Here is a 19,482-nt window from a genome sequence, read left to right as displayed (position 1 = left end):
GCCCACGATGTTTCACGTGAAACGGTCAGCGGGTCGCGCCCGTGACGATCCAGCGGCCCGAGCGGGTTCGCAGCCACAGCGTCAGCATGCGGACTGCCATCATCAGTGTCATCGCCGCCCACACGGCCGTGAGACCGCCACCCAGGACCGGGACGAGCAGAGCAACCGGAGTGAAGACGGCCAGGGTGACGACCATGGCCCAGGCCAGGTATGGCCCGTCGCCCGCACCCATGAGGACGCCGTCCAGAACGAAGACCACACCACAGATCGGCTGGGAGAGAGCCACGATCGCCAGAGCGGGCAGGGCGGCGTCCTTGACCGTGGAGTCACCGGTGAACAGGGGCAGGAACAGGGGCCGGGCGAGCACGACCAGCACGCCCAGGACGACCCCGACCGCGATGCCCCACTCCACCATCCGACGGCAGGCCTGGCGGGCACCGTCTCTATCACCGGCGCCCAGATAGCGACCGATGATGGCCTGCCCGGCGATGGCGATCGCGTCCAGGGCGAAGGCGAGCAGGCTCCACAGCGACAGAATGATCTGGTGGGCGGCGATGTCGGCGTCGCCGAGGCGGGCTGCCACGGCGGTGGCGATCATCAGGATCGCCCTCAGGGAAAGCGTGCGGACCAGAAGGGGAGCGCCGGCCTGAGCGGAGGCCCTGATCCCGGCGGCGTCGGGACGCAGAGAGGCTCCATGTCGGCGGGCTCCACGGACGACGACCACGAGATAGGCGACCGCCATGCTGAATTGGGCGATTACCGTCCCCCAGGCAGAGCCGGCGATGCCGAGGTCGGCGCCATAGACGAGGACCGCGTTGAGGACGCCGTTGGCGACGAAGCCGGCGACGGCCACGTACAGGGGAGTTCTGGTGTTCTGGAGTCCGCGCAGTACTCCCGTCGCGGCGAGCACCACGAGCATGGCGGGGATGCCGAGTGCTGAGATCCGCAAGTAGGTGATGGCGTAGGGGGCCGCGGTGTGGGAGGCGCCGAAGAGCTCCACGATTGAGGGTGCGGTGGGAACGAACACGGCGATGACGGCGGCACCCAGCAGCAGGGCGAGCCAAATGCCGTCCATGCCCTGGCGGATGGCGGCTTGGAGGTCGCCTGCTCCCACGCGCCGGGCGACGGCGGCTGTGGTGGCGTAGGCGAGAAAGACGAAGACGCTGACGGCCGTCGTGAGAAGAGCCGAGGCGATGCCGAGGCCGGCGAGTTGTGCGGTCCCCAGATGGCCGACGATCGCGCTGTCGGCCATCACGAAAAGGGGTTCGGCGACGAGTGCGCCGAAGGCCGGAACGGCGAGTGCGACGATCTCGCGGTCGTGCTGTCGCCGAGTCGCCTTGGGGGCTGCGGACGCCTGTGTCATGTGCACCAATCTAATCGTCCACAGGTAAGAGATGCAACGCAATATCAACCCTTACCCGTGTGCGCGTCGTGTGCGGTGTGACGAACAGCTCGAACTGATCTTGGGCCGACTGGGAAAGTTTTTCTTCTGCACAGCCGGTGGACGGTGAATGTGCAGGTCAGAGCGGCTCTTTGGGAAGAGGGACGAGCTTGTTCACAGGACTGTCCACCGGGTCGTGCACAGGTTTTGCGGAGTTCTCCACAGCATCCGGGCCGTCGTCCACATGGCCTGTGGATAACCAGATTGGCTGACGGTGCCCGCGGGCCTACGGTGGTCCGGCGCCCGCTCCGTCCGTCGGCCTGGAAATCATCACAAACCCGACGCGCCAGAACCGGAGTTGGGCGTCTCATTTGTCAGTGCCGTGCCGTAGAAATGAGAAGCACGGCGAGGGTCCGCTCGGCGGACGGGAGGAGGTGGCTCGGTGAGTATTTCCGAGCCCTTGGACGACCCGTGGGCCGACAGCGGGCCCAGTGATCGTCTGCCGTCCTCGCGCCGCCGCGGCGACGGAGGCCGTGGCCGGGACGAGCAGCACGACCGGGGCAGGGACAGCGAGTGGGACGGCGGAGGCACCGCCTTCGAGCGGGTCCCGCCCCAGGACCTGGACGCCGAGCAGTCCGTCCTCGGCGGCATGCTGCTGTCCAAGGACGCCATCGCCGACGTCGTCGAGGTCATCAAGGGCCACGACTTCTACAAGCCCGCCCACGAGACGATCTTCCAGTCGATCCTGGACGTCTATGCCAAGGGCGAGCCGGCCGACCCCATCACCATCGCCGCCGAGCTCACCAAACGCGGTGAGATCAACAAGGTGGGCGGCGCATCGTATCTGCACACCCTCGTCCAGACCGTACCCACCGCGGCCAACGCCGAGTACTACGCGGAGATCGTCCATGAGCGCGCCGTCCTGCGCCGCCTGGTCGAGGCCGGTACCCGTATCACCCAGATGGGATACGCGGCGGACGACGACGTCGACGAGATCGTCAACCGGGCGCAGGCCGAGATCTACGCGGTCACCGAGCAGCGCACCAGCGAGGACTATCTGCCGCTCGGCGACATCATGGAGGGCGCACTCGACGAGATCGAGGCGATCGGCTCGCGCAGCGGTGAGATGACCGGTGTGCCGACCGGGTTCACGGACCTCGACTCGCTCACCAACGGCCTGCACCCGGGCCAGATGATCGTCATCGCGGCCCGTCCCGCCATGGGAAAGTCCACTCTCGCCCTCGACTTCGCGCGCGCGGCGTCCATCAAGAACAACCTGGCCAGCGTCATCTTCTCCCTCGAAATGGGACGCAACGAGATCGCGATGCGTCTGCTGTCGGCCGAGGCGAGAGTGGCCCTGCACCACATGCGTTCGGGCACCATGACCGACGAGGACTGGACCCGGCTGGCCCGTCGGATGCCCGAGGTGTCCTCCGCGCCGCTCTACATCGACGACTCCCCGAACCTGTCGATGATGGAGATCCGGGCGAAGTGCCGGCGGCTGAAGCAGCGCAACGACATCAAGCTCGTGATCATCGACTATCTCCAGCTGATGCAGGCCGGTGGCTCCAAGCGCCAGGAGAGCCGTCAGCAGGAGGTCTCGGACATGTCCCGTAACCTCAAGCTCCTGGCCAAGGAGCTGGAGGTCCCGGTGATCGCGCTCTCGCAGCTCAACCGTGGTCCCGAGCAGCGCACGGACAAGAAGCCGATGGTGTCCGACCTGCGTGAGTCCGGCTCCATCGAGCAGGACGCCGACATGGTGATCCTGCTGCACCGCGAGGACGCCTACGAGAAGGAGTCACCGCGCGCGGGCGAGGCGGACATCATCGTCGGCAAGCACCGTAACGGCCCGACGGCCACGATCACCGTCGCCTTCCAGGGTCACTACTCCCGCTTCGTGGACATGGCTCAGACCTGACGGGTGCGAGGGGGCCGCCTCTCAGCGGCGCGTCTCGTACCTGCTCAGGACCACGCCACCGGGGAACGTCCGGGTCTCCAGCAGGTTCAGGTTCACCCAGTTGTCCAGCGCGGCGAAGAACGGTGTGCCGCCGCCCACCAGGACCGGGTGCGCGACGATCGCGTACTCGTCGATCAGCCCGGCGCGCATGGCCGCCCCGGCGAGCGTCGCGCCGCCGATGGTCATGGGGCCGCCGTCCTCGGACTTGAGCCGGGTGATCTCGGCGATCGCGTCGCCGGTGACCAGGCGGGCGTTCCAGTCGACCTTGTCGATCGTCGAGGAGAACACCACCTTCGGCGTGTCCCGCCAGTTCCGCGCGAACTCGATCTCCGCCTGGGTGGCGCCCGGCTGCTGATCGCCGGTCGGCCAGTGGGAGCTCATCGTCTGCCACAGCTTGCGCCCGTACAGCGTCACGCCACTGGCCGACTCGTAGTCGAGCCACCACTGGAACAGCTCATGGTTGCGCGCTCCGCCCCAGCTGATGTCGTCGCCGGGCGCGGCGATGAAGCCGTCCAGGGTCAGGTTCATGCCGTAGATCAGTTTTCGCATGGCGCAGCCTTCCGTCCCGGGTGTCCGGTGTGCAGACCAGGGTGGCGCGGGAAACTCATCGGTGCGCGGTCCGGGCTCGCCGCCAGTCCTCGTGCTCGTGGCTCAGCGTGGTCCAGGCGGCCGGCACGGGCAAGCCGTCCGAACTCGACGCCGGGCTTAAGAAGTCGACGTCCGGGGCCCCCGCGGGATGGACTGGGGGCATGACGACATCTCAGGAAGAGCTGCTTCCCGGCACGCGCAGGGCGCTGCTGCACCGGATCGCCGTGGCCCAGGCCGAGGGGAGGGCGCCCTCGCTGGTGGCGGCGGTCGTACGGGGCGGACGGACCGTGTGGCACGGGTCCCGTACCTCGGTGGACGGGCACGGTCCGGACGAGACCGTGCAGTACCGCATCGGGTCGATCACCAAGACCTTCACCGCCGTCCTCGTCCTGCGACTGCGGGACGAGGGGCTGCTCGACCTCAGTGACCCGCTCGAGAAGCATGTTCCCGGCACGGGGGCGGGGGAGGCCACCGTCGCCGAACTGCTCGCCCACAGCGGTGGATTGGCGGCCGAGTCACCCGCGCCTTGGTGGGAACGTACGTCCGGTTCACTGCGCCCCGAACTCGCCGACGTGCTGGGTGAGCAGCCGTTGCTGCATCCGGTGGGGCGCCGTTTCCACTACTCGAACCCCGGATACACCCTGCTGGGCGCGCTGGTCGAGAAGCTGCGCGGGGCCCCGTGGGAGGAGGTCCTGCGGCGCGAGGTGCTCGTACCGCTGGGACTCGACCGCACGGGCGTTCGCCCCGAGGCGCCGCACGCCGGCGGGTGGGCGGTGCATCCGTGGGCCGACGTGATGCTGCCGGAACCCGCCGAGGACCTCGGGCGAATGGCTCCCGCGGGGCAGCTGTGGTCCACCACGGCCGACTTGGCGCGCTTCGCGGTCTTCCTGACGAACGGCGACGACCGGGTGCTGAGCGCGCAGACCGTGCGGGAGATGCGTACGCCCGCGGCTCCGCCGGGGATCGGGGACCTCGCCGAAGGTGCCTCGTACGGGCTCGGGTTGCAGGTGCAGCACCGTGCGGGCCGGTTGCTGGTGGGGCATTCGGGCTCGTTGCCCGGCTTCCTGGCGAACCTGACGATCAGCGTGGAGGACGATGTCGCCGCGGTCGTGCTCGCCAACTGCACTTCCGGTCCGCTGCTGGCCACGGTCGGTGCCGACCTCGTGCGGATCGTCGCCGAGGCGGAGCCCAGGATCCCCGAGCCCTGGCGTCCGCTGCGCGAAGCCGACGGGCCCGCGCTGGAGTTGGCGGGGCAGTGGTACTGGGGGACGCACGGATTCGCCCTGCGGCTGACGGCGGACGGGCTCGCTTCGCTGGAGCCCCTGTCCGGTGCCGGCCGTCGCTCGCGGTTCCGGGCCAACGGTGACGGCACCTGGACGGGGCTGGAAGGCTACTTCGAAGGGGAGCTCCTGACAGCCGTACGACGGCCCGACGGGTCCGTGGACCACCTCGACCTCGGGTCGTTCGTGTTCACCCGGCAGCCGTACGACCAGGAGGCCTCCGTGCCGGGGGGAGTGGACCCGCAGGGGTGGCGCGGCATCGGATAGCCGCCGGAGAGCTCCGGAAGCTCAGAGGGCCAGCTTGAAGCCCACGTGCGAGGCCGTGAAACCGAGCCGTTCGTAGAAGCGGTGGGCGTCCGTGCGGGTGTTGTCGGACGTCAACTGCACCAGTCGGCAGTCGTGGCGCCGGGATTCCTCGATCGCCCATTCGATGAGCAGGGTCCCGAGCCCGCTGCCGCGCTCGGCGGCGTGGACCCGCACCCCCTCGATGATCGACCTGGTGGCACCGCGCCGGGGCAGTCCTGGAACGACGGTGAGCTGCAGGGTGCCCACGACGCGGTCCGCTCGGGCGGCGACGACCAGATGCTGGTTCGGGTCGGAGGTGAGGCGCTCCAGCGCGGCCAGATAGGGGGTCAGGTCGCCCGGTGACTCCCGCTCGGCGCCCAGGGGGTCGTCGGCGAGCATCGCCACGATGGCGGGAATGTCGTCCGCGGTGGCGGGCCGGATGTCGAGATCTCCCATGGGCGGCACCCTACGCGGGGACTCCGAGCGGAAATGGAGGGGGACCGGAACGGGAGAGTAGCCAGCGTTTGCATATATAGCGCGTCTGCAATTATTGTAGATGAGCGCAACATGCTCCTGCAATCGTCTGGGAAGGTGTCACCCCCCATGCCGCTCGCGCTTCTGGCTCTCGCGATCGGGGCCTTCGGAATCGGCACGACCGAGTTCGTGATCATGGGCCTGCTGCCCGAGGTCGCGGACGACTTCGGGGTCTCCATCCCCACCGCCGGGTTCCTGGTCACCGGCTACGCGCTGGGCGTCATGCTCGGCGCCCCGCTCATGACCGCACTGGGCACCAGGATCTCCCGCAAACGGATGCTGATGCTGCTGATGGGGCTGTTCATCGTCGGCAACCTGCTCTCCGCCCTCGCCCCCGCGTTCAGCGTCATGCTGATCGGCCGCGTCGTTGCCTCCCTCGCCCACGGAGCCTTCTTCGGCATCGGGTCGGTCGTCGCCGCCGACCTCGTCGCCCCGGACAAGAAGGCCGGAGCCATCTCGATGATGTTCACCGGTCTGACCGTCGCCAATGTCGTCGGCGTCCCGCTGGGAACGCTTATCGGACAGACCGCGGGCTGGCGGCTCACCTTCACGATCGTCGCCGCGCTCGGTGTCGCAGGCCTCGCGGGCATCGCCCGGCTCGTCCCCGAGATGCCCCGGCCCGAAGGGGTACGCCTGCGTCACGAACTGGCCGCCTTCAAGAACGCCCAGGTCCTGCTCGCCATGGCGATGACCGTCCTCGGCTTCGGCGGAGTCTTCGCCGCCATCACCTACATCGCACCGATGATGACCCACGTGGCCGGTTTCGCCGACGGCTCGGTCACCTGGCTGCTGGTCCTCTTCGGACTCGGCATGGTCGGCGGCAACCTCGTCGGCGGCAGGTATGCCGACCGCGCGCTGATGCCCCTGCTCTACGTCTCGCTGGGCGCCCTGGCCGTCGTGCTCGCGCTCTTCACGCTGACCGCGCACCACAAGGTCCTGGCCGGCATCACGATCACTCTTGTCGGTGCGCTCGGCTTCGCCGCCGTGCCCCCGTTGCAGAAGAGGGTGCTCGACCAGGCGCACGACGCTCCCACGCTCGCCTCGGCCGTCAACATCGGTGCCTTCAACCTCGGCAACGCCCTCTCCGCCTGGCTCGGCGGACTGGTCATCGCGGCCGGCTTCGGCTACACCGCCCCCAACTGGGTGGGTGCCGCCCTGGCCGCGGCAGCCCTGCTGCTCGCGTTCCTCTCGGCCGCGCTGGAGCGCAGGGGAAGTGCTCCCAGCTCCGTGGTGGCCGGTGCGACACCTGCCGGACAGCGTCCTGCCGTGCATCACTGAGCGGCGAGCAGGACAACGACGACGGCGCCGGATCCCCTGACCGGGGACCGGCGTCGTCGTACAGTCGGGGCTCAGACCGCCGCCGTCGTACAGCCGGGGCTCAGACCGCCGCCACCGTCAGCGGAGCGAAGCGTCGATTCCAGTCCCCCGGCAGCTCCGAGATCCCGTACGTCATGACCGCGTTGTAGGCGACCGGAGCAAGACCGTGCTCCTTGGCCCACGCCCGCAGCTCTTCGTGCCGTACGTCGATGTCGGTGCGCAAGGGACGCTCGGTGCCGGTGGCCAGGGACGCGAGGAGTGCCTGGGCCGTCTCGGTGTCACGGGCGACCAGCGGCCCCACGACATGGGTCTCCATGTTGGGCCAGGCGGCCGCGTATCCGGTGATCCGCCCGCTCTCCTCGACGACGCGCAACTGGTCCGCGAAGGCGGGCAGCCGGGTGACGAGGTGCGTGCGGTCGGTGCCGAGCACTTCCTCATCGAGCTGGAGGATGGCGGCGAGATCCTCGGCGGTGGCCGCGCGAGTAGGCACCGTCGGTGCGGAGCCGCCCGGTGTGAAGTGCCCCTTGAGCATCTCCGCCCGGCCGATGACCTTGAAGCCCAACTCCTCGTAGAGCGGACGGCCATAGGGCGTGGCGTGCAGGGTCAGCGGGGTGGTGCCCATCAAGGAGAGGACGTGTTGCATGAGCCGGCGCCCTACACCCTGTCGGGCGTGCCGTTCGGCGACCAGCACCATCCCGATCGCCCCCAGGTCGGGTTGGTCGTACGGGCCGTACTCCGTGACCACGCACGCGGTGACGAGGCCTCCCTCGGGGTCGTCGATGCCATAGCCCTTTCCGGCCGCGAGAAGGAAGCCCCATTTGTGTTCCTCGCGCGGCCACCCCCGGTCCTGAGACAAGTCGGCGCAGGCGGTGAGATCGCGGAGCGTCAGACGGCGGATGGGGAGAGCGGCGAGAGAAGGAGTCGGCACGCAGGTCAGGCTGTCCGACGGGCACACTCGGCGTCCACCTGTTTCCGAGGGCAGGTACGAGCTTTTGGCCATGTCGTAGCCAAGCGCACATCGCGCGAACAGATGCCGGGTGTTTCACGTGAAACAACGAAGAACGGCGACCAATCGGTGATCAACCGCGAGTGGCTCTGACGTCTCACCGTACTCATGTGCCACCACCCCGGGGTCGCTGTGAAGGTGCCATTAGCCTCAGGGCTGTGGCGAGACTTCATCTTTTCGACCTAGACGGCACCTTGCTGCACGGGACCACGGCACCCGTGGAGATCTCCCGGCAGCTGGGACTCGAAGCCGAGGCAGTGGCGCTCGACCAGGCCATCAGTGCCGGGCTGATCGGGCCGCCCGAGTATGCGCAGCAGGTGTACGCGCTGTGGGCGGCGCTGACCGAAGCGCATGTGGCCGCGGCCTTCGAGAGTGCCCCGTGGCTGGCGCGCATCCGGGAGGTCTGGGCCGAGATCAGGGCGCAGGGCGACTACTGCGCGGTGATCTCGCTATCGCCGTCCTTCTTCGTGGAGCGACTCACCGGCTGGGGAGCCCATGCCGCATACGGCTCCCGCTTTCCGGCCGTTCCCTTCGTCGAACCCGTCGATCCGACCGGGGTCCTCAGCGCCGCAGCCAAAGTCCTCATCGCGGATCGGTTGTGTGCGGAGTTCGGCGTGACGCGGGCGGACTGTATTGCCTATGGGGACTCGTCCTCGGACAAGGACCTGTTCGGCGCGGTGCCGGTCTCCGTGGCGGTCAATGCCGACCATCATCTGTCCGAGATCTCAACCCATTCCTACACGGGTACGGATCTGTGGGACGCCTATGAACTGGTGCGCGCCGCCCGGTAGTTGTCGCGATGTGCGGTTCTCCCGTGGGGAACTCGTGAGGACCGGTAGGGTCGGCTCCGGTTCCCGTTCGTACAGGGGTACGACCTCTCGGTGCGGGCTGGAGCGGGGCAACGCAGCCTAACGGGACGGAGAGATCGAAGACCCGCGTTTGTGGTTATGAGAGCAGGCGTCCACACGCGGTGGGACGCTGCGGTGAGAGCACTGCGGCCGATGCCACACTCTCGCCTCCCTGTCCGTGAGGACCGCGAATGCGGGTGTCATCTGGCTGCGTGGGCCGCGATGCCGAGCGGGACCAAGCCGTCTGCGGGGGAAAGCAGGCATCTTCCGACCGAGGAAGAGCGCAGACCGACCGAACGATGTTCGAGGCGAGGCACACCATGGACGTTCCGACCGCCATGTCGGGCGACGGCACTTCCGAGGGCGGCAACGGCACTTCCGAGATCGGGAGTGGCTGGTTCGCTCCACCCAGGGAGCCGGCGCCCGGCACGAACGCCGAAGCGGATCCGGCGAACCGGCAGGCCACGCCTGTTCCGTCGCCCCGGCCCACAGCCTCACCCCGCGAGGCGGAGCGGGCCGTCGAGGCGCCGGTCCACAAGCCCTCCCTCTCGCACTACGCTCACCTGCCCCAGAGCGACCAGCCGCCGTCCCCGGACGCCGTTCTCATCCGCCGCACCATGGCCGGGATCGCCGACGTGGCCGACCAGGTGACCTCGTACTTCTACGCGCTGCTCTTCGTACGCCACCCCTACCTGCGCCCGCTGTTCCCGGCGGCCATGGACGCCCAGCGGGACCGCCTGCTCAAGGCGCTGCTGACCGCCGCCGAGCACATCGACAACACCCCGGTGCTGGTCGCCTACCTTCAGAACCTGGGCCGGGGCCACCGCAAGTACGGCACACGCCCGGAGCACTACCCGGCCGTCGGCGAATGCCTCATCGGCGCGCTGAGCAAGTACACCCCCGGAGTCTGGGACGCAGAGACGGAAGCGGCCTGGGTGCGGACGTACACGAAGATCTCGCAGGTGATGATCGACGCGGCCGCCGCGGACGAACTGCGTGCCCCGGCCTGGTGGTTCGCGGAGATCGTCTCGCACGACCTGAGGACCCGGGACGTCGCCGTCGTCACCGTCAGGCCCGACCAGCCCTATCCCTTCGTCGCCGGCCAGTACACGAGCGTGGAGACGCCCTGGTGGCCGCGCATCTGGCGGCACTACTCCTTCGCCTCGGCCCCCCGCTCCGACGGTCTGCTGTCGTTTCATGTGAAGGCCCTTCCCGCGGGCTGGGTCTCCGGCGCCCTGGTGCACCGCGCCCGACCCGGCGACATCATCCGGCTCGGTCCGCCGACCGGATCGATGACCGTGGATCACACCACCGACAGCGGACTGCTGTGCCTGGGCGGCGGCACCGGCATAGCCCCGATCAAGGCGCTGGTCGAGGACGTCGCCGAACACGGCGCACAGCGTTCGGTCGACGTGTTCTACGGCGCCCGCACCGACCACGACCTGTACGAGCTCGACACGATGCTCCGGCTCCAGCAGTCGCACCCCTGGCTGTCGGTCCGTGCCATCGTCGACCGGCAGCCCCACCGGCTCCCGGACGCCGTACGTGAGTACGGCGGCCCCTGGCACGAGTACGACGCCTACCTCTCGGGGCCGCCCGGGATGATCCGCAGCGCGGTCGACACGCTCAGGTCCATCGGGATCCCCTCGGAACGCATACGCCATGACGCCGTGGAGGAACTCGTCCTGGCGCAGTGATCCGCGGCCGGTGCGCGGCCCTGTGGTGCCGGTTGGCGCCTCAGCCCAGGTCCGGAGCGTGCATGGCCCGCACGCCCTCGATGTTGCCGTCCAGATAGTGCCGCAGGGAGAGCGGGACGAGGTGCACGGAGGCGATCCCGACCCGGGTGAACGGCACACGCACGATCTCGTACTCCCCGATCGGCTCGTCCACTTCAGGCCCGTGCCGCAGCGACGGGTCCATCGATTCCAGGTGGCAGACGAAGAAGTGCTGCACCTTCACGCCGGTCGCGCTGCCGCTGTCGCCGATGTGCTCGACGGTGTCCACGAAGCAGGGGACCACGTCGGTGATCTTGGCACCGAGTTCCTCGTACACCTCGCGGTGCAGGGCGTCGATGACGGTCGTGTCTGTCGGCTCGACTCCACCGCCGGGAGTCAGCCAGTAGGGATCCATGCCGGGCTTGGTGCGCTTGATCAGGATCAGGTCGTCACCATCGAGCAGGACGGCACGTGCGGTGCGCTTGACCACGGGTCGGACGGTCATGGGTGGAATGTGGCCCGGATGGTTCCACGTGAAACATCGCGTGGTGTCACCGGCTGGACTCGTTCGGTGAGGGGCGCAAAATGCCTGGTCAGCCCCAGTCGGCAGCTGCCCGGAGCAGCCAGTCGTGTGCCCGTGCGATGTGCGGCATGGCCAGGGTCCCGGTACGGACCACCAGGAAGTACGTCCGCAGCGGGGGTACGGGGGGCTCGTGCAGCGCGACGACGTCTCCGCGTTTCAGGGTGGTCGCGCACAGGTAGCGGGGCAGTACCGCGAGCCCGGCGCCCGCGACGGCACAGGCGAGCGCCGCACGAAGGTCAGGCACGACCACGGTGCCCGGGGTGGCCGGGTGGGAGTCGAAGACGGAGGCCCAGTAGCGCGAGACGAACGGGAGCGACTCATGCACCTCGATCACGGGGACGCCCTCGAAGGCGGGCGCTCGTCCGGCGGCCGACGCGCCTCCCGTCTCCTCCCCTGATCCGATCTGGTCGGCCCAGGCCGGCGCGGCGACCAGGACGTGCTCCTCGTCGCAGAGCGTGCTGGCGGTGAGCAGCGGGCCGCGCGGACGGGCTGTGCAGATGGCCAGATCATGATGCCCGGCGGCGAGCCCTTCCAGGGTCTCCTCGGCGTTGCCGAAGGAGGCTCGCAGAGCGAAGGACTGGCCGTCCTCGCCGGTCAGCTCGGTGAGGACGGGGAGCGCCCGCTCGGCGGTGAACTCGGGAGGGCCCGCGAGGTGCAGGGTGCGCAGGGAGGACTCGTCGTCGAGCCCGGTCTCGGTGATCTCCACCAGGGCGTCGAGATGCGGGGCGGCCTTGTGGGCGAGTTCGTCTCCGATGCTCGTCGGAGTCACGCCGCGGGCCTGTCGTAAGAACAGAGGGCGGCCCAACTGCCGCTCCAGGGTGCGGATCTGCGAGGTGACGGCCGGCTGTGACAGGCCGAGCAGGGCGGCGGCGCGGGTGAAGGAACCGGCCCGGTGCACCGTTACAAAGGTGCGCAACAGGGCCAGATCCATGGCGACGCCTCCTCTTCCCTGCCCTTCTCCCGGCATCGAGGCAGGGCCCAACTATAAATATGTCGATAGGTCTCTGTCGCTACTGTGATTGGACACTGACAGAGAGTCAATTAGCCTTGTTCGCGAGGTTCTTCGCGCGCGGAACCGGGACGGTCCGAGCCACGAGGGGGGAGGCTCGGACCGTCCGTCATACGTAGCCGGACATGGACGGACGTCCGTAGAGCCCTCACCGGAACCGTCAGTCGGCCGACTCCTCCAGTGCCCGCAGCACATCCGCCACCAGGTCCTCGGGATCCTCGGCTCCGACCGAGAAGCGGATGAAGCCCTCCGGGACGTCGTCCCCGCCCCAGCGTCGGCGCCGCTCGGCGGTGGAGCGCACCCCGCCGAAGCTCGTCGCGTCGTCGACGAGCCACAGCGCGTCGAGGAAACGCTCGGCACGCGTACGCGTGGGCAGCGTGAAGGACACCACGCACCCGTAGCGGCGCATCTGCTGCGACGCGATCTTGTGCGAGGGATCGTCGGGCAGTCCCGGGTAGCGCAGTCCCGTCACCTCGGGCCGCTCCCGCAGCGCCTGGGCGAGCACCAGCGCGCTCGCGTTCTGCCGGTCGACCCGCATCTGGAGCGTGGCGATCGAACGGTGTGCGAGCCAGGCCTCCATCGGGCCGGCGATCGCCCCGACGATCTTCCGCCAGCGGCGCACCGCGTCCATGGCCTCGCCCTCGCGGCCGGTGACGTACCCCAGGAGGACGTCTCCGTGCCCCGTGAGCTGCTTGGTGCCGCTGGCGACGGAGAAGTCCGCACCGAGCTCCAGCGGGCGCTGTCCGAGCGGTGTGGCGAGCGTGTTGTCCACGGCGACGAGGGCCCCACGCGCGTGTGCCGCTCCCACGAGCCGCCGGATGTCGCACACGTCGAGCCCGGGATTGGACGGGCTCTCGATCCACAGCAGCCGCGCCCCGTCGAGGACGTCGAGCTGGGCGTCGCCGCCGGTCGGCGCGGTGCGTACCTCGATGCCGTAGGCCTCCAGCTGGGCCCGGACCATCGGCAGCACCTGGTAGCCGTCGCCGGGCAGGACGACCGTGTCCCCGGCGCGCAGCTGCGAGAAGAGCACGGCGGAGATGGCGGCCATGCCCGAGGCGAAGACCAGCGTTTCCACGTCGGACCGTGCGGGCGCCTCCAGTTCGCCGATGGCGCGCTCCAGCAGGCTCCAGCTCGGGTTGGTGTCACGGCCGTAGGTGTAGGGGCCGTCGACCTCCCCCGGCAGGTGGAAGTGGGCGGCGAAGGCCGGCCCGGGCAGGGTCGGTTCGTTCTTGGCCGCGTCGGGCAGTCCGGCCCGCACCGCGCGCGTGCCCTCGCCGTCGTCGGCCGCCCTGTCGCTCATGCCACCTGTCCTTCCGTCCGCTCGCGCACCTCGGCGAGCAGGCCCTCGCTCGCCGCCTCCACCATCTCAAGGCACTCCTCGAAGCCGTCCAGACCCCCGTAGTACGGGTCCGGGACGTCGAGGTCGCCGCCCGCGGCGGGGTCGTACGAGCGCAGCAGCCGCACCTTCGAGGCGTCCTCAGGCGTGGGGGCGAGGAGCCGCAGGGCCTTGAGGTGGCCGGCGTCGAGGGCGATGACGAGGTCGAGCCGGGAGAACCAGGACGACTGGAACTGGCGGGCCGTATGGGCCCCGTCGTACCCGTGCGCTTCCAGGACGGACACCGTGCGCGGGTCGGCGCCGTCGCCCTCGTGCCAGCCGCCCGTTCCGGCACTGTCGACCTCGACCAGGTCGTCGAGGCCTTCCTCGGATATCCGGGCGCGGAAGACCGACTCCGCCATGGGGGAACGGCAGATGTTGCCCGTGCAGACGAAACAGATCCGGTAGGTCATGCCTCCTCAGTCCTCGTCGGGCAGGACGACGTGCAGGGCCCAGGAGACGATCGAGATGATCAGGCCGCCCAGGACGGCGGTCCAGAACCCCTCGACGTGGAAGCTCAGGTCGAGCTTGTCCGCGAGCCACGAGGTCAGCAGCAGCATCAACGCGTTGACGATCAGCGTGAACAGGCCGAGCGTGAGCAGGAACAGCGGGAAGGTGAGCACCTTCACGATCGGCTTGACCAGGAAGTTCACCAGGCCGAAGACCAGGGCGACGAGGATCAGCGTCCAGACCTTCTTGCCGGTGCTGTCACCGGTCAGGGTGATCTTGTCCAGCAACCAGACGGCGACCGCCAGGGCACCCGCGTTGGCGATCGTCTTGACTACGAAATTCTTCATGTGTCTGATCGTGGCAGAAGAGATCGAGTACGGCACTGACGAGGGTGGACTGAGTCGATGAAGGCATTCCGGTTGGACGAGCTGGAGGCGGAGCGCGCCGCCAACGACGGTGCCTATCTCCAGTTTCTGCGTGAGCGGAACATGTCGGTCGGCCTGTACGCGCTCGACGCCGGCGCACAGGATCCGCAGCAGCCGCACAAGCAGGACGAGGTCTACTTCGTGGTCAGCGGCCGGGCCGCGATCACCGTGGGCATGGAGACCACCCAGGTCGCGCGGGGCAGCGTGGTGTACGTCCCGGCCGGAGTCGCCCACAAGTTCCACCACATCAGCGAGGACCTCAGGGTGATGGTGGTGTTCTCTCCCCCGGAGAGCTGACCCGCGACCTCGGGGTTCCCTAGGGGATCAGTCAGGGGACGACAAGGGATGCGAGGCCCCCGCCGGGACCCCTGCCGGCCCTAGCATCGAGTGCAGGACATTGGGATCCGGTACCAGAGGGGCCGGACGGTGCCGGAATGCAGAGAGGTTGCGTGCGATGGGAGAGATCTTCGCGGGGATGCCGTGGTGGGTGAAGTGGATCGCGGTGCCGGTCATCGCCCTGGTCGTCTTCGGCGGGCTGATAGCCACGGTCGTCGGCTTCGTCATCGGCCTGCTCTTCAAGCTGCTGGTCTTCGTGGCCCTGGTCGGCGGACTGGTCTACGTCGTACGGAAGTTCACGTCGAGTTCCTCGTCGCGCAGCGACTGGTGAGGGCTCGCGGCGGGCGGGGCGAGCGGTAACAGGAATCGCCTGTTCCCTCGGGCGAGGGAAGTTTCCCGGACGGGCCGTATACGTGCGGTGGCGGAGCGTTAAAGTCCGGAACTCGACGCGGGGACGACCCCGCGAGCGGCGTACACCCCCTCCCGTGTTCCCCCGCACGGGCCGCCCTCCACGCGCTCCGGGAGTGCCCCTTGGCCACGGTTGACACCGCACCCGCACAGGTCGCCAGCCCACCCGCACGGTTCTCCGGCGGGACGACGACTCCCGCACAGCCGAACGCACCGGCCACGCTGCCGACGGCTCCCGCAGCTCAGGCGACGGCTCCCGCGCAGTCGACGGTTTCCGCCCGGCCGACGGCCGCGCCTCGGTCGGCAGCTCCCTTCGGGCCGCAGGGTCACGAGGAGACATCCGCCTGCAGCCTGACATCCTCCGCTCACGAGAAGTCATCCGCCCGCGAGGAGACATCCGCCCGCGGCCGGACAGCGGCTCACCAGCAGGCCTCCGTTCACGACGAGGCTTCTGTCCGGGGCACGGTCTCCGGTCGTCACCATCAGGTCTCCGGTCACGGCCAGGCAGGCTCTCGCGGGCAGACCTCCACGCACGGTGAGACGTCGGCTTCGGCGTCGGCAAGTCCGGCGGTGCCGCTACGACCGTCCGCCCCCGTGCAGCGACGCGCCGCGCCGCCCGTCGAGCACGCCGAGCAGCCCCACTCCGCGACCCTCATCGGCTCGGTCCAACGAGCGATGCGCCTGCTCGAATCCGTCGCGGAACACGAACACGGAGCCCCCGCCAAACAGCTCGCCCGCGAGACCGGGCTGGCGCTCCCCACGGCGTACCACCTGCTGCGCACCCTCGTGCACGAGGGCTATCTGCGCCGCGACAAGGGCCTGTTCTTCCTCGGCGAGGCGGCCGAGCGGCTCAGCAGCAGCGGGGCCCAGCAGAAACGTCGCAGCACCGTGGTCGAGGCGCTCGCGCACTGGCGGGATCTGATCGGGGTGCCGGTCTACTACGCCCAGTACCGGGACGGCGAGATCGAGGTTCTCTGTGTCTCCGACACCCCGGGCAATCCGGCTGTGGAGGAGTGGGCCGACTTCCGCGAGACAGGGCACGCGCACGCCATCGGCCAGTGCCTGCTGGCCCAGCTCGACGAGGCGGCCCGGCGCGACCACCTGGACCGCTATCCGGTGCGGTCCATCACCCCGTACACGGTGCGCGACCACCACAGCCTGCTTCGACGGCTCGAACGGACCGGCCGGATGCAGCCGGTGATCGAGCGTCAGGAGTACGCGCTGGGGACGGTGTGCGCGGCGATTCCGATCACGTTGGGTAACGCTGCGGCAACGATGGCTCTCTCCCTGCCCGTTCATCAGGCCGACCGGTTGTGGGCCGCCACCCAGCAATTGCAAGAGGAAGTCGGGCGTCGGATGGGTTCGCTCGCGCTCTCTATCAGTATCTGAAAACTCACTCCTTGTGATCTGTTGTGTACGTTCAGCAAGATTCCATCAGTGTCAGAGGGATCATTCCCGGCCATACGAAGGCAGATGACGGGGTAGTCGATGCGCGAGTCCGTACAGGCAGAGGTCATGATGAGCTTTCTGGTGTCGGAGGAGCTCTCCTTCCGCATCCCGGTGGAGCTGCGCTACGAGACCGAGGATCCCTACGCTGTCCGGCTGACCTTCCATCTGCCGGGCGATGCCCCGGTCACCTGGGCTTTCGGGCGCGAGCTGCTGATCGACGGAGTGGGGCGACCCTGCGGGGAGGGCGACGTACGGGTCTCGCCCGCCGGCCCCGACACCCTGGGGGATCTGCTGATCAGGCTTCAGGTCGGTGGCGACCAGGCGTTGTTCCGTTCGTCGACGGCGCCGGTCATCGCCTTCCTCGACCGCACCGACAAGCTGGTGCCGTTGGGGCAGGAGGCCGCGATGGCCGACTTCGACGCGCATCTGGACGAGGCGCTGGACCGGATCCTGGCGGAGGAGCAGAGCGCGGGCTGACGCTGGACGGTCGTGAGCTGGGCGGAACGCTTCACCTTCGAGTGGGAGGGCGAAGGAACGCTTCTGCCGATGAGGGCGGGGCGGCGGCCGATGACTCCTTGAGCGGTGACCCCTTGTCGGAGCCCGCCGTGATCCTTTCGGTACGGCGGGAAGCCGCACGCCTGCCTGAGTGCGGGCCTGCCGGGTTGTCGCGGCCGCTCAGTGCCTCCGGCGGCGACCCTTCCCGCCACGGGCCGGAGTCGGACGGGCGTCGGCCGTCCCCGCGCTCACACTTGTCGCTGGTGCTGGTGCCGGTGCAGGGGGTGCCGTCGCGGACCCTCCTACCCCTGCTCCCGCTGCCTCCGCCCCCGGCCGGTCGGCCGAGACCACCAGGGCCGCGAGAGCCGTGGTGACCGGAACCGAGGCGACCAGCCCGATCGAGCCGACCAGGGTGCGCACGATCTCCTCCGCCACCAACTCGCTGTTGGCGACCGTGCCCACGCTTGACTGGGCGATCGAGAAGAGCAGCAGCAGCGGCAGTGCGGCACCCGCGTAGGCGAGCACGAGGGTGTTGACGACGGAGGCGATGTGATCGCGGCCGATACGGATACCGGCGCGGTACAGGCCTCGCCAGCCCATGGTCGGGTTGGCCTCGTGCAGTTCCCACACCGCCGACGTCTGGGTGACCGTCACGTCGTCGAGGACACCGAGCGAGCCGATGATGACACCGGCGAGAAGCAGACCGCTCATGTCGATCGACGGATACAGCCCGTGGATCAGACCGGTGTTGTCGTCCGTGTTGCCCGTCAGCGCAGCCCAGCCGATGAACTGCGAGCCGAGGACGCCGATCAGCAGCAGGGAGATCAGCGTGCCCAGTACCGCCACGGACGTCCGGGCCGACAGGCCGTGGCACATGTAGAGGGCGATCAGCATGATGGCGCTGGCCCCGACCACCGCCACGACCAGCGGGTTCGAGCCCTGGAGGATCGCGGGCAGCACGAAGAAGTTCAGCAGCAGGAAGCTGATGGCCAGGGCGACCAGCGCCATGACACCGCGCAACCGCCCCACGATCACGACGACCAGCGCGAAGATGCCGGCGAGCAGCCCCATCGGGAACCTGCGGTTGACGTCGGCGACCGAGTACTGAAGGTCCCTGGGCGCCGAGGGCTCGTACGCGACCACGACCTTCTCGCCCTCGTCCAGCTGCCGTGACTGGTCCGGCTGGACGATCTCCGTGAAGGTGCGGCCCTTGTCGTCGCCGGTGTCGACCCGGATCGTCGCCTTCTTGCAGCTGCCCTTCGCCTGCTGCTCGGCGGAGGAGCCCTCAGCGGTCGAGGTGTCCCCGGTCGGGGTCTGCCCTCCGGCGTTCACCGACTTGCAGCTGACACTCACGACCTTGGTGACCGTGGCCTGCTGGGTCTGCCGGTCGAAACCGACCCCGGTGCGTTCGTGCGCCGGGGCGCCACCGGGCCACAGCACCGCGAGTCCGACGACGACGGCCCCGGCGAAGGGGATCAGGATCGCCGCGATGACCTTCCGCAGATGCTTGGAGACGGGAGTCGCCGGACCGTGGCTGTGACTGTGGCCGTGCGAGTGACCACCACCGCCGCCGCCACCGCCGTTGCCTCCGTCTCCGCTGCCTCCATCGCCCCTGTCCCCGTGGCCGTGGCCGTGGTCGTGTCCAGGGGCGCCGGGATGGTGTCCGTGACCGTCATGGGGGGCGTGGGTGCTGCCGTGGCCGTTGCCCCCGAAGCCCTCGCTGTGACCGAGGCCGTCACCGAAGCCTTCGCCGTGACCGTGCCCGTCCTGGAACCCCTCGCCACGGTCGTGGCCGCCACCGAAACCTTCGCCGCGGCCGTTGGAGCCATACCCGGGGCGCTGCCCCTGCCCGTGACCGGCTCCCGACCCGTAGCCCTGCGGATAGCCCGGAGCACGCCCAGGACCCGCCTGCCCGGGACTCTGCCTTTGGTCAGGCCCGCCAAGCCCTTGGTCCCGCCCGCGAGGCCCCTGGCCAGGCCCGCCAAGCCCCTGGCCGGATCCCTGCCCACGCCCCTGTGGCCGCCCGTGCCCGAAAGCGTCC

19 protein-coding genes are annotated in these 19,482 nt (G+C 69.2%); 9 read left to right on the top strand and 10 right to left on the bottom strand.

All coding sequences use genetic code 11. The annotated features are described in order from the left end of the window. Window positions 1-25 precede the first annotated feature (25 nt). Window positions 26-1,363 carry an MATE family efflux transporter gene (locus H295_RS0104420; RefSeq protein WP_020134130.1) on the bottom strand — a complete coding sequence of 446 codons (1,338 nt, stop codon included), beginning with the start codon at window positions 1,361-1,363 and terminating at the stop codon, window positions 26-28. A 460-nt stretch (window positions 1,364-1,823) separates the two neighbouring features. On the opposite strand from H295_RS0104420, the gene dnaB reads away from it, so the two are divergent. Beyond that, window positions 1,824-3,299, top strand: coding sequence for a replicative DNA helicase (gene dnaB, locus H295_RS0104415; RefSeq protein ID WP_028809036.1), 1,476 nt, complete (start codon window positions 1,824-1,826; stop codon window positions 3,297-3,299). 21 nt (window positions 3,300-3,320) lie between these two features. On the opposite strand, the gene H295_RS0104410 is transcribed toward dnaB, so the two are convergent. Beyond that, window positions 3,321-3,887, bottom strand: a complete 567-nt coding sequence (locus H295_RS0104410) for a dihydrofolate reductase family protein (protein ID WP_020134128.1) — start codon at window positions 3,885-3,887, stop codon at window positions 3,321-3,323. 200 nt (window positions 3,888-4,087) lie between these two features. Here H295_RS0104410 and H295_RS0104405 point away from each other — a divergent pair, with 200 nt between their 5' ends. Next, entirely contained in the window at window positions 4,088-5,473 is a 1,386-nt protein-coding gene (locus tag H295_RS0104405; RefSeq protein WP_020134127.1) for a serine hydrolase domain-containing protein, read from the top strand. Window positions 5,474-5,494: 21 nt separating this feature from the next. Here the strand turns inward: H295_RS0104405 and H295_RS0104400 are convergent, their stop codons facing one another. Further along, the gene (locus H295_RS0104400) at window positions 5,495-5,947 is read right to left on the bottom strand and encodes a GNAT family N-acetyltransferase (protein WP_020134126.1); all 453 of its coding nucleotides are present in this window, start codon (window positions 5,945-5,947) and stop codon (window positions 5,495-5,497) included. A 147-nt stretch (window positions 5,948-6,094) separates the two neighbouring features. On the opposite strand from H295_RS0104400, the gene H295_RS0104395 reads away from it, so the two are divergent. Then, window positions 6,095-7,303, top strand: coding sequence for an MFS transporter (locus H295_RS0104395; RefSeq protein ID WP_020134125.1), 1,209 nt, complete (start codon window positions 6,095-6,097; stop codon window positions 7,301-7,303). 100 nt (window positions 7,304-7,403) lie between these two features. On the opposite strand, the gene H295_RS0104390 is transcribed toward H295_RS0104395, so the two are convergent. Further along, complete coding sequence (locus tag H295_RS0104390; protein WP_028809035.1) at window positions 7,404-8,270, bottom strand: GNAT family N-acetyltransferase; 867 nt, start codon at window positions 8,268-8,270, stop codon at window positions 7,404-7,406. Window positions 8,271-8,506: 236 nt separating this feature from the next. On the opposite strand from H295_RS0104390, the gene H295_RS0104385 reads away from it, so the two are divergent. Further along, window positions 8,507-9,139, top strand: coding sequence for an HAD family hydrolase (locus H295_RS0104385; protein ID WP_020134123.1), 633 nt, complete (start codon window positions 8,507-8,509; stop codon window positions 9,137-9,139). 356 nt (window positions 9,140-9,495) lie between these two features. Next, window positions 9,496-10,893, top strand: a complete 1,398-nt coding sequence (locus H295_RS0104380) for a globin domain-containing protein (protein ID WP_020134122.1) — start codon at window positions 9,496-9,498, stop codon at window positions 10,891-10,893. A gap of 40 nt (window positions 10,894-10,933) precedes the next feature. Here the strand turns inward: H295_RS0104380 and H295_RS0104375 are convergent, their stop codons facing one another. The 5 genes from H295_RS0104375 to H295_RS0104355 form a co-directional block, all read right to left on the bottom strand. Beyond that, a complete protein-coding gene (locus H295_RS0104375; protein WP_020134121.1) occupies window positions 10,934-11,416 on the bottom strand; it encodes an NUDIX domain-containing protein in 483 nt (160 codons plus the stop codon). An 88-nt stretch (window positions 11,417-11,504) separates the two neighbouring features. Beyond that, window positions 11,505-12,425: a LysR family transcriptional regulator gene (locus H295_RS0104370; RefSeq protein ID WP_020134120.1), complete on the bottom strand. Its 921-nt coding sequence runs from the start codon at window positions 12,423-12,425 to the stop codon at window positions 11,505-11,507. 238 nt (window positions 12,426-12,663) lie between these two features. Further along, window positions 12,664-13,803, bottom strand: a complete 1,140-nt coding sequence (locus H295_RS0104365) for a cystathionine gamma-lyase (RefSeq protein WP_020134119.1) — start codon at window positions 13,801-13,803, stop codon at window positions 12,664-12,666. Next, entirely contained in the window at window positions 13,800-14,291 is a 492-nt protein-coding gene (locus tag H295_RS0104360; RefSeq protein ID WP_020134118.1) for a low molecular weight protein-tyrosine-phosphatase, read from the bottom strand. Before H295_RS0104360 ends, H295_RS0104365 begins: the two co-directional genes overlap by 4 nt. A 6-nt stretch (window positions 14,292-14,297) precedes the next feature. Continuing rightward, window positions 14,298-14,675, bottom strand: a complete 378-nt coding sequence (locus H295_RS0104355) for a phage holin family protein (protein ID WP_020134117.1) — start codon at window positions 14,673-14,675, stop codon at window positions 14,298-14,300. A gap of 57 nt (window positions 14,676-14,732) precedes the next feature. On the opposite strand from H295_RS0104355, the gene H295_RS0104350 reads away from it, so the two are divergent. The 4 genes from H295_RS0104350 to H295_RS0104335 all read left to right on the top strand — a co-directional run bounded on the left by H295_RS0104350 (window position 14,733) and on the right by H295_RS0104335 (window position 17,423). Further along, a complete protein-coding gene (locus H295_RS0104350; protein ID WP_020134116.1) occupies window positions 14,733-15,050 on the top strand; it encodes a cupin domain-containing protein in 318 nt (105 codons plus the stop codon). A gap of 157 nt (window positions 15,051-15,207) precedes the next feature. After that, window positions 15,208-15,420, top strand: a complete 213-nt coding sequence (locus H295_RS0104345) for a DUF5326 family protein (RefSeq protein ID WP_020134115.1) — start codon at window positions 15,208-15,210, stop codon at window positions 15,418-15,420. A 671-nt stretch (window positions 15,421-16,091) separates the two neighbouring features. After that, a complete protein-coding gene (locus tag H295_RS0104340) occupies window positions 16,092-16,886 on the top strand; it encodes an IclR family transcriptional regulator (protein WP_020134114.1) in 795 nt (264 codons plus the stop codon). 99 nt (window positions 16,887-16,985) lie between these two features. Beyond that, window positions 16,986-17,423: an SsgA family sporulation/cell division regulator gene (locus tag H295_RS0104335; RefSeq protein ID WP_020134113.1), complete on the top strand. Its 438-nt coding sequence runs from the start codon at window positions 16,986-16,988 to the stop codon at window positions 17,421-17,423. Window positions 17,424-17,621: 198 nt separating this feature from the next. Here the strand turns inward: H295_RS0104335 and H295_RS42765 are convergent, their stop codons facing one another. Next, window positions 17,622-18,881, bottom strand: a complete 1,260-nt coding sequence (locus H295_RS42765) for a YibE/F family protein (RefSeq protein ID WP_020134112.1) — start codon at window positions 18,879-18,881, stop codon at window positions 17,622-17,624. Between the last annotated feature and the right edge of the window lie 601 nt (window positions 18,882-19,482).

This window comes from Streptomyces sp. 351MFTsu5.1 (genome assembly GCF_000383655.1).
Lineage (GTDB): Bacteria > Actinomycetota > Actinomycetes > Streptomycetales > Streptomycetaceae > Streptomyces > Streptomyces griseorubiginosus.
The sequence above is the reverse complement of the archived record's forward strand: the minus strand, read 5'-3'. Positions and strand labels throughout refer to the sequence as shown.

Coding starts and splice junctions, on each gene's coding strand:
- H295_RS0104420 (WP_020134130.1), bottom strand. CDS start 1,363: ATGACACAGGCGTCCGCAGCCCCCAAGGCGACTCGGCGACAGCACGAC.
- H295_RS0104410 (WP_020134128.1), bottom strand. CDS start 3,887: ATGCGAAAACTGATCTACGGCATGAACCTGACCCTGGACGGCTTCATC.
- H295_RS0104405 (WP_020134127.1), top strand. CDS start 4,088: ATGACGACATCTCAGGAAGAGCTGCTTCCCGGCACGCGCAGGGCGCTG.
- H295_RS0104400 (WP_020134126.1), bottom strand. CDS start 5,947: ATGGGAGATCTCGACATCCGGCCCGCCACCGCGGACGACATTCCCGCC.
- H295_RS0104395 (WP_020134125.1), top strand. CDS start 6,095: ATGCCGCTCGCGCTTCTGGCTCTCGCGATCGGGGCCTTCGGAATCGGC.
- H295_RS0104380 (WP_020134122.1), top strand. CDS start 9,496: ATGTTCGAGGCGAGGCACACCATGGACGTTCCGACCGCCATGTCGGGC.
- H295_RS0104375 (WP_020134121.1), bottom strand. CDS start 11,416: ATGACCGTCCGACCCGTGGTCAAGCGCACCGCACGTGCCGTCCTGCTC.
- H295_RS0104370 (WP_020134120.1), bottom strand. CDS start 12,425: ATGGATCTGGCCCTGTTGCGCACCTTTGTAACGGTGCACCGGGCCGGT.
- H295_RS0104365 (WP_020134119.1), bottom strand. CDS start 13,803: ATGAGCGACAGGGCGGCCGACGACGGCGAGGGCACGCGCGCGGTGCGG.
- H295_RS0104360 (WP_020134118.1), bottom strand. CDS start 14,291: ATGACCTACCGGATCTGTTTCGTCTGCACGGGCAACATCTGCCGTTCC.
- H295_RS0104355 (WP_020134117.1), bottom strand. CDS start 14,675: ATGAAGAATTTCGTAGTCAAGACGATCGCCAACGCGGGTGCCCTGGCG.
- H295_RS0104350 (WP_020134116.1), top strand. CDS start 14,733: ATGAAGGCATTCCGGTTGGACGAGCTGGAGGCGGAGCGCGCCGCCAAC.
- H295_RS0104345 (WP_020134115.1), top strand. CDS start 15,208: ATGGGAGAGATCTTCGCGGGGATGCCGTGGTGGGTGAAGTGGATCGCG.
- H295_RS0104335 (WP_020134113.1), top strand. CDS start 16,986: ATGCGCGAGTCCGTACAGGCAGAGGTCATGATGAGCTTTCTGGTGTCG.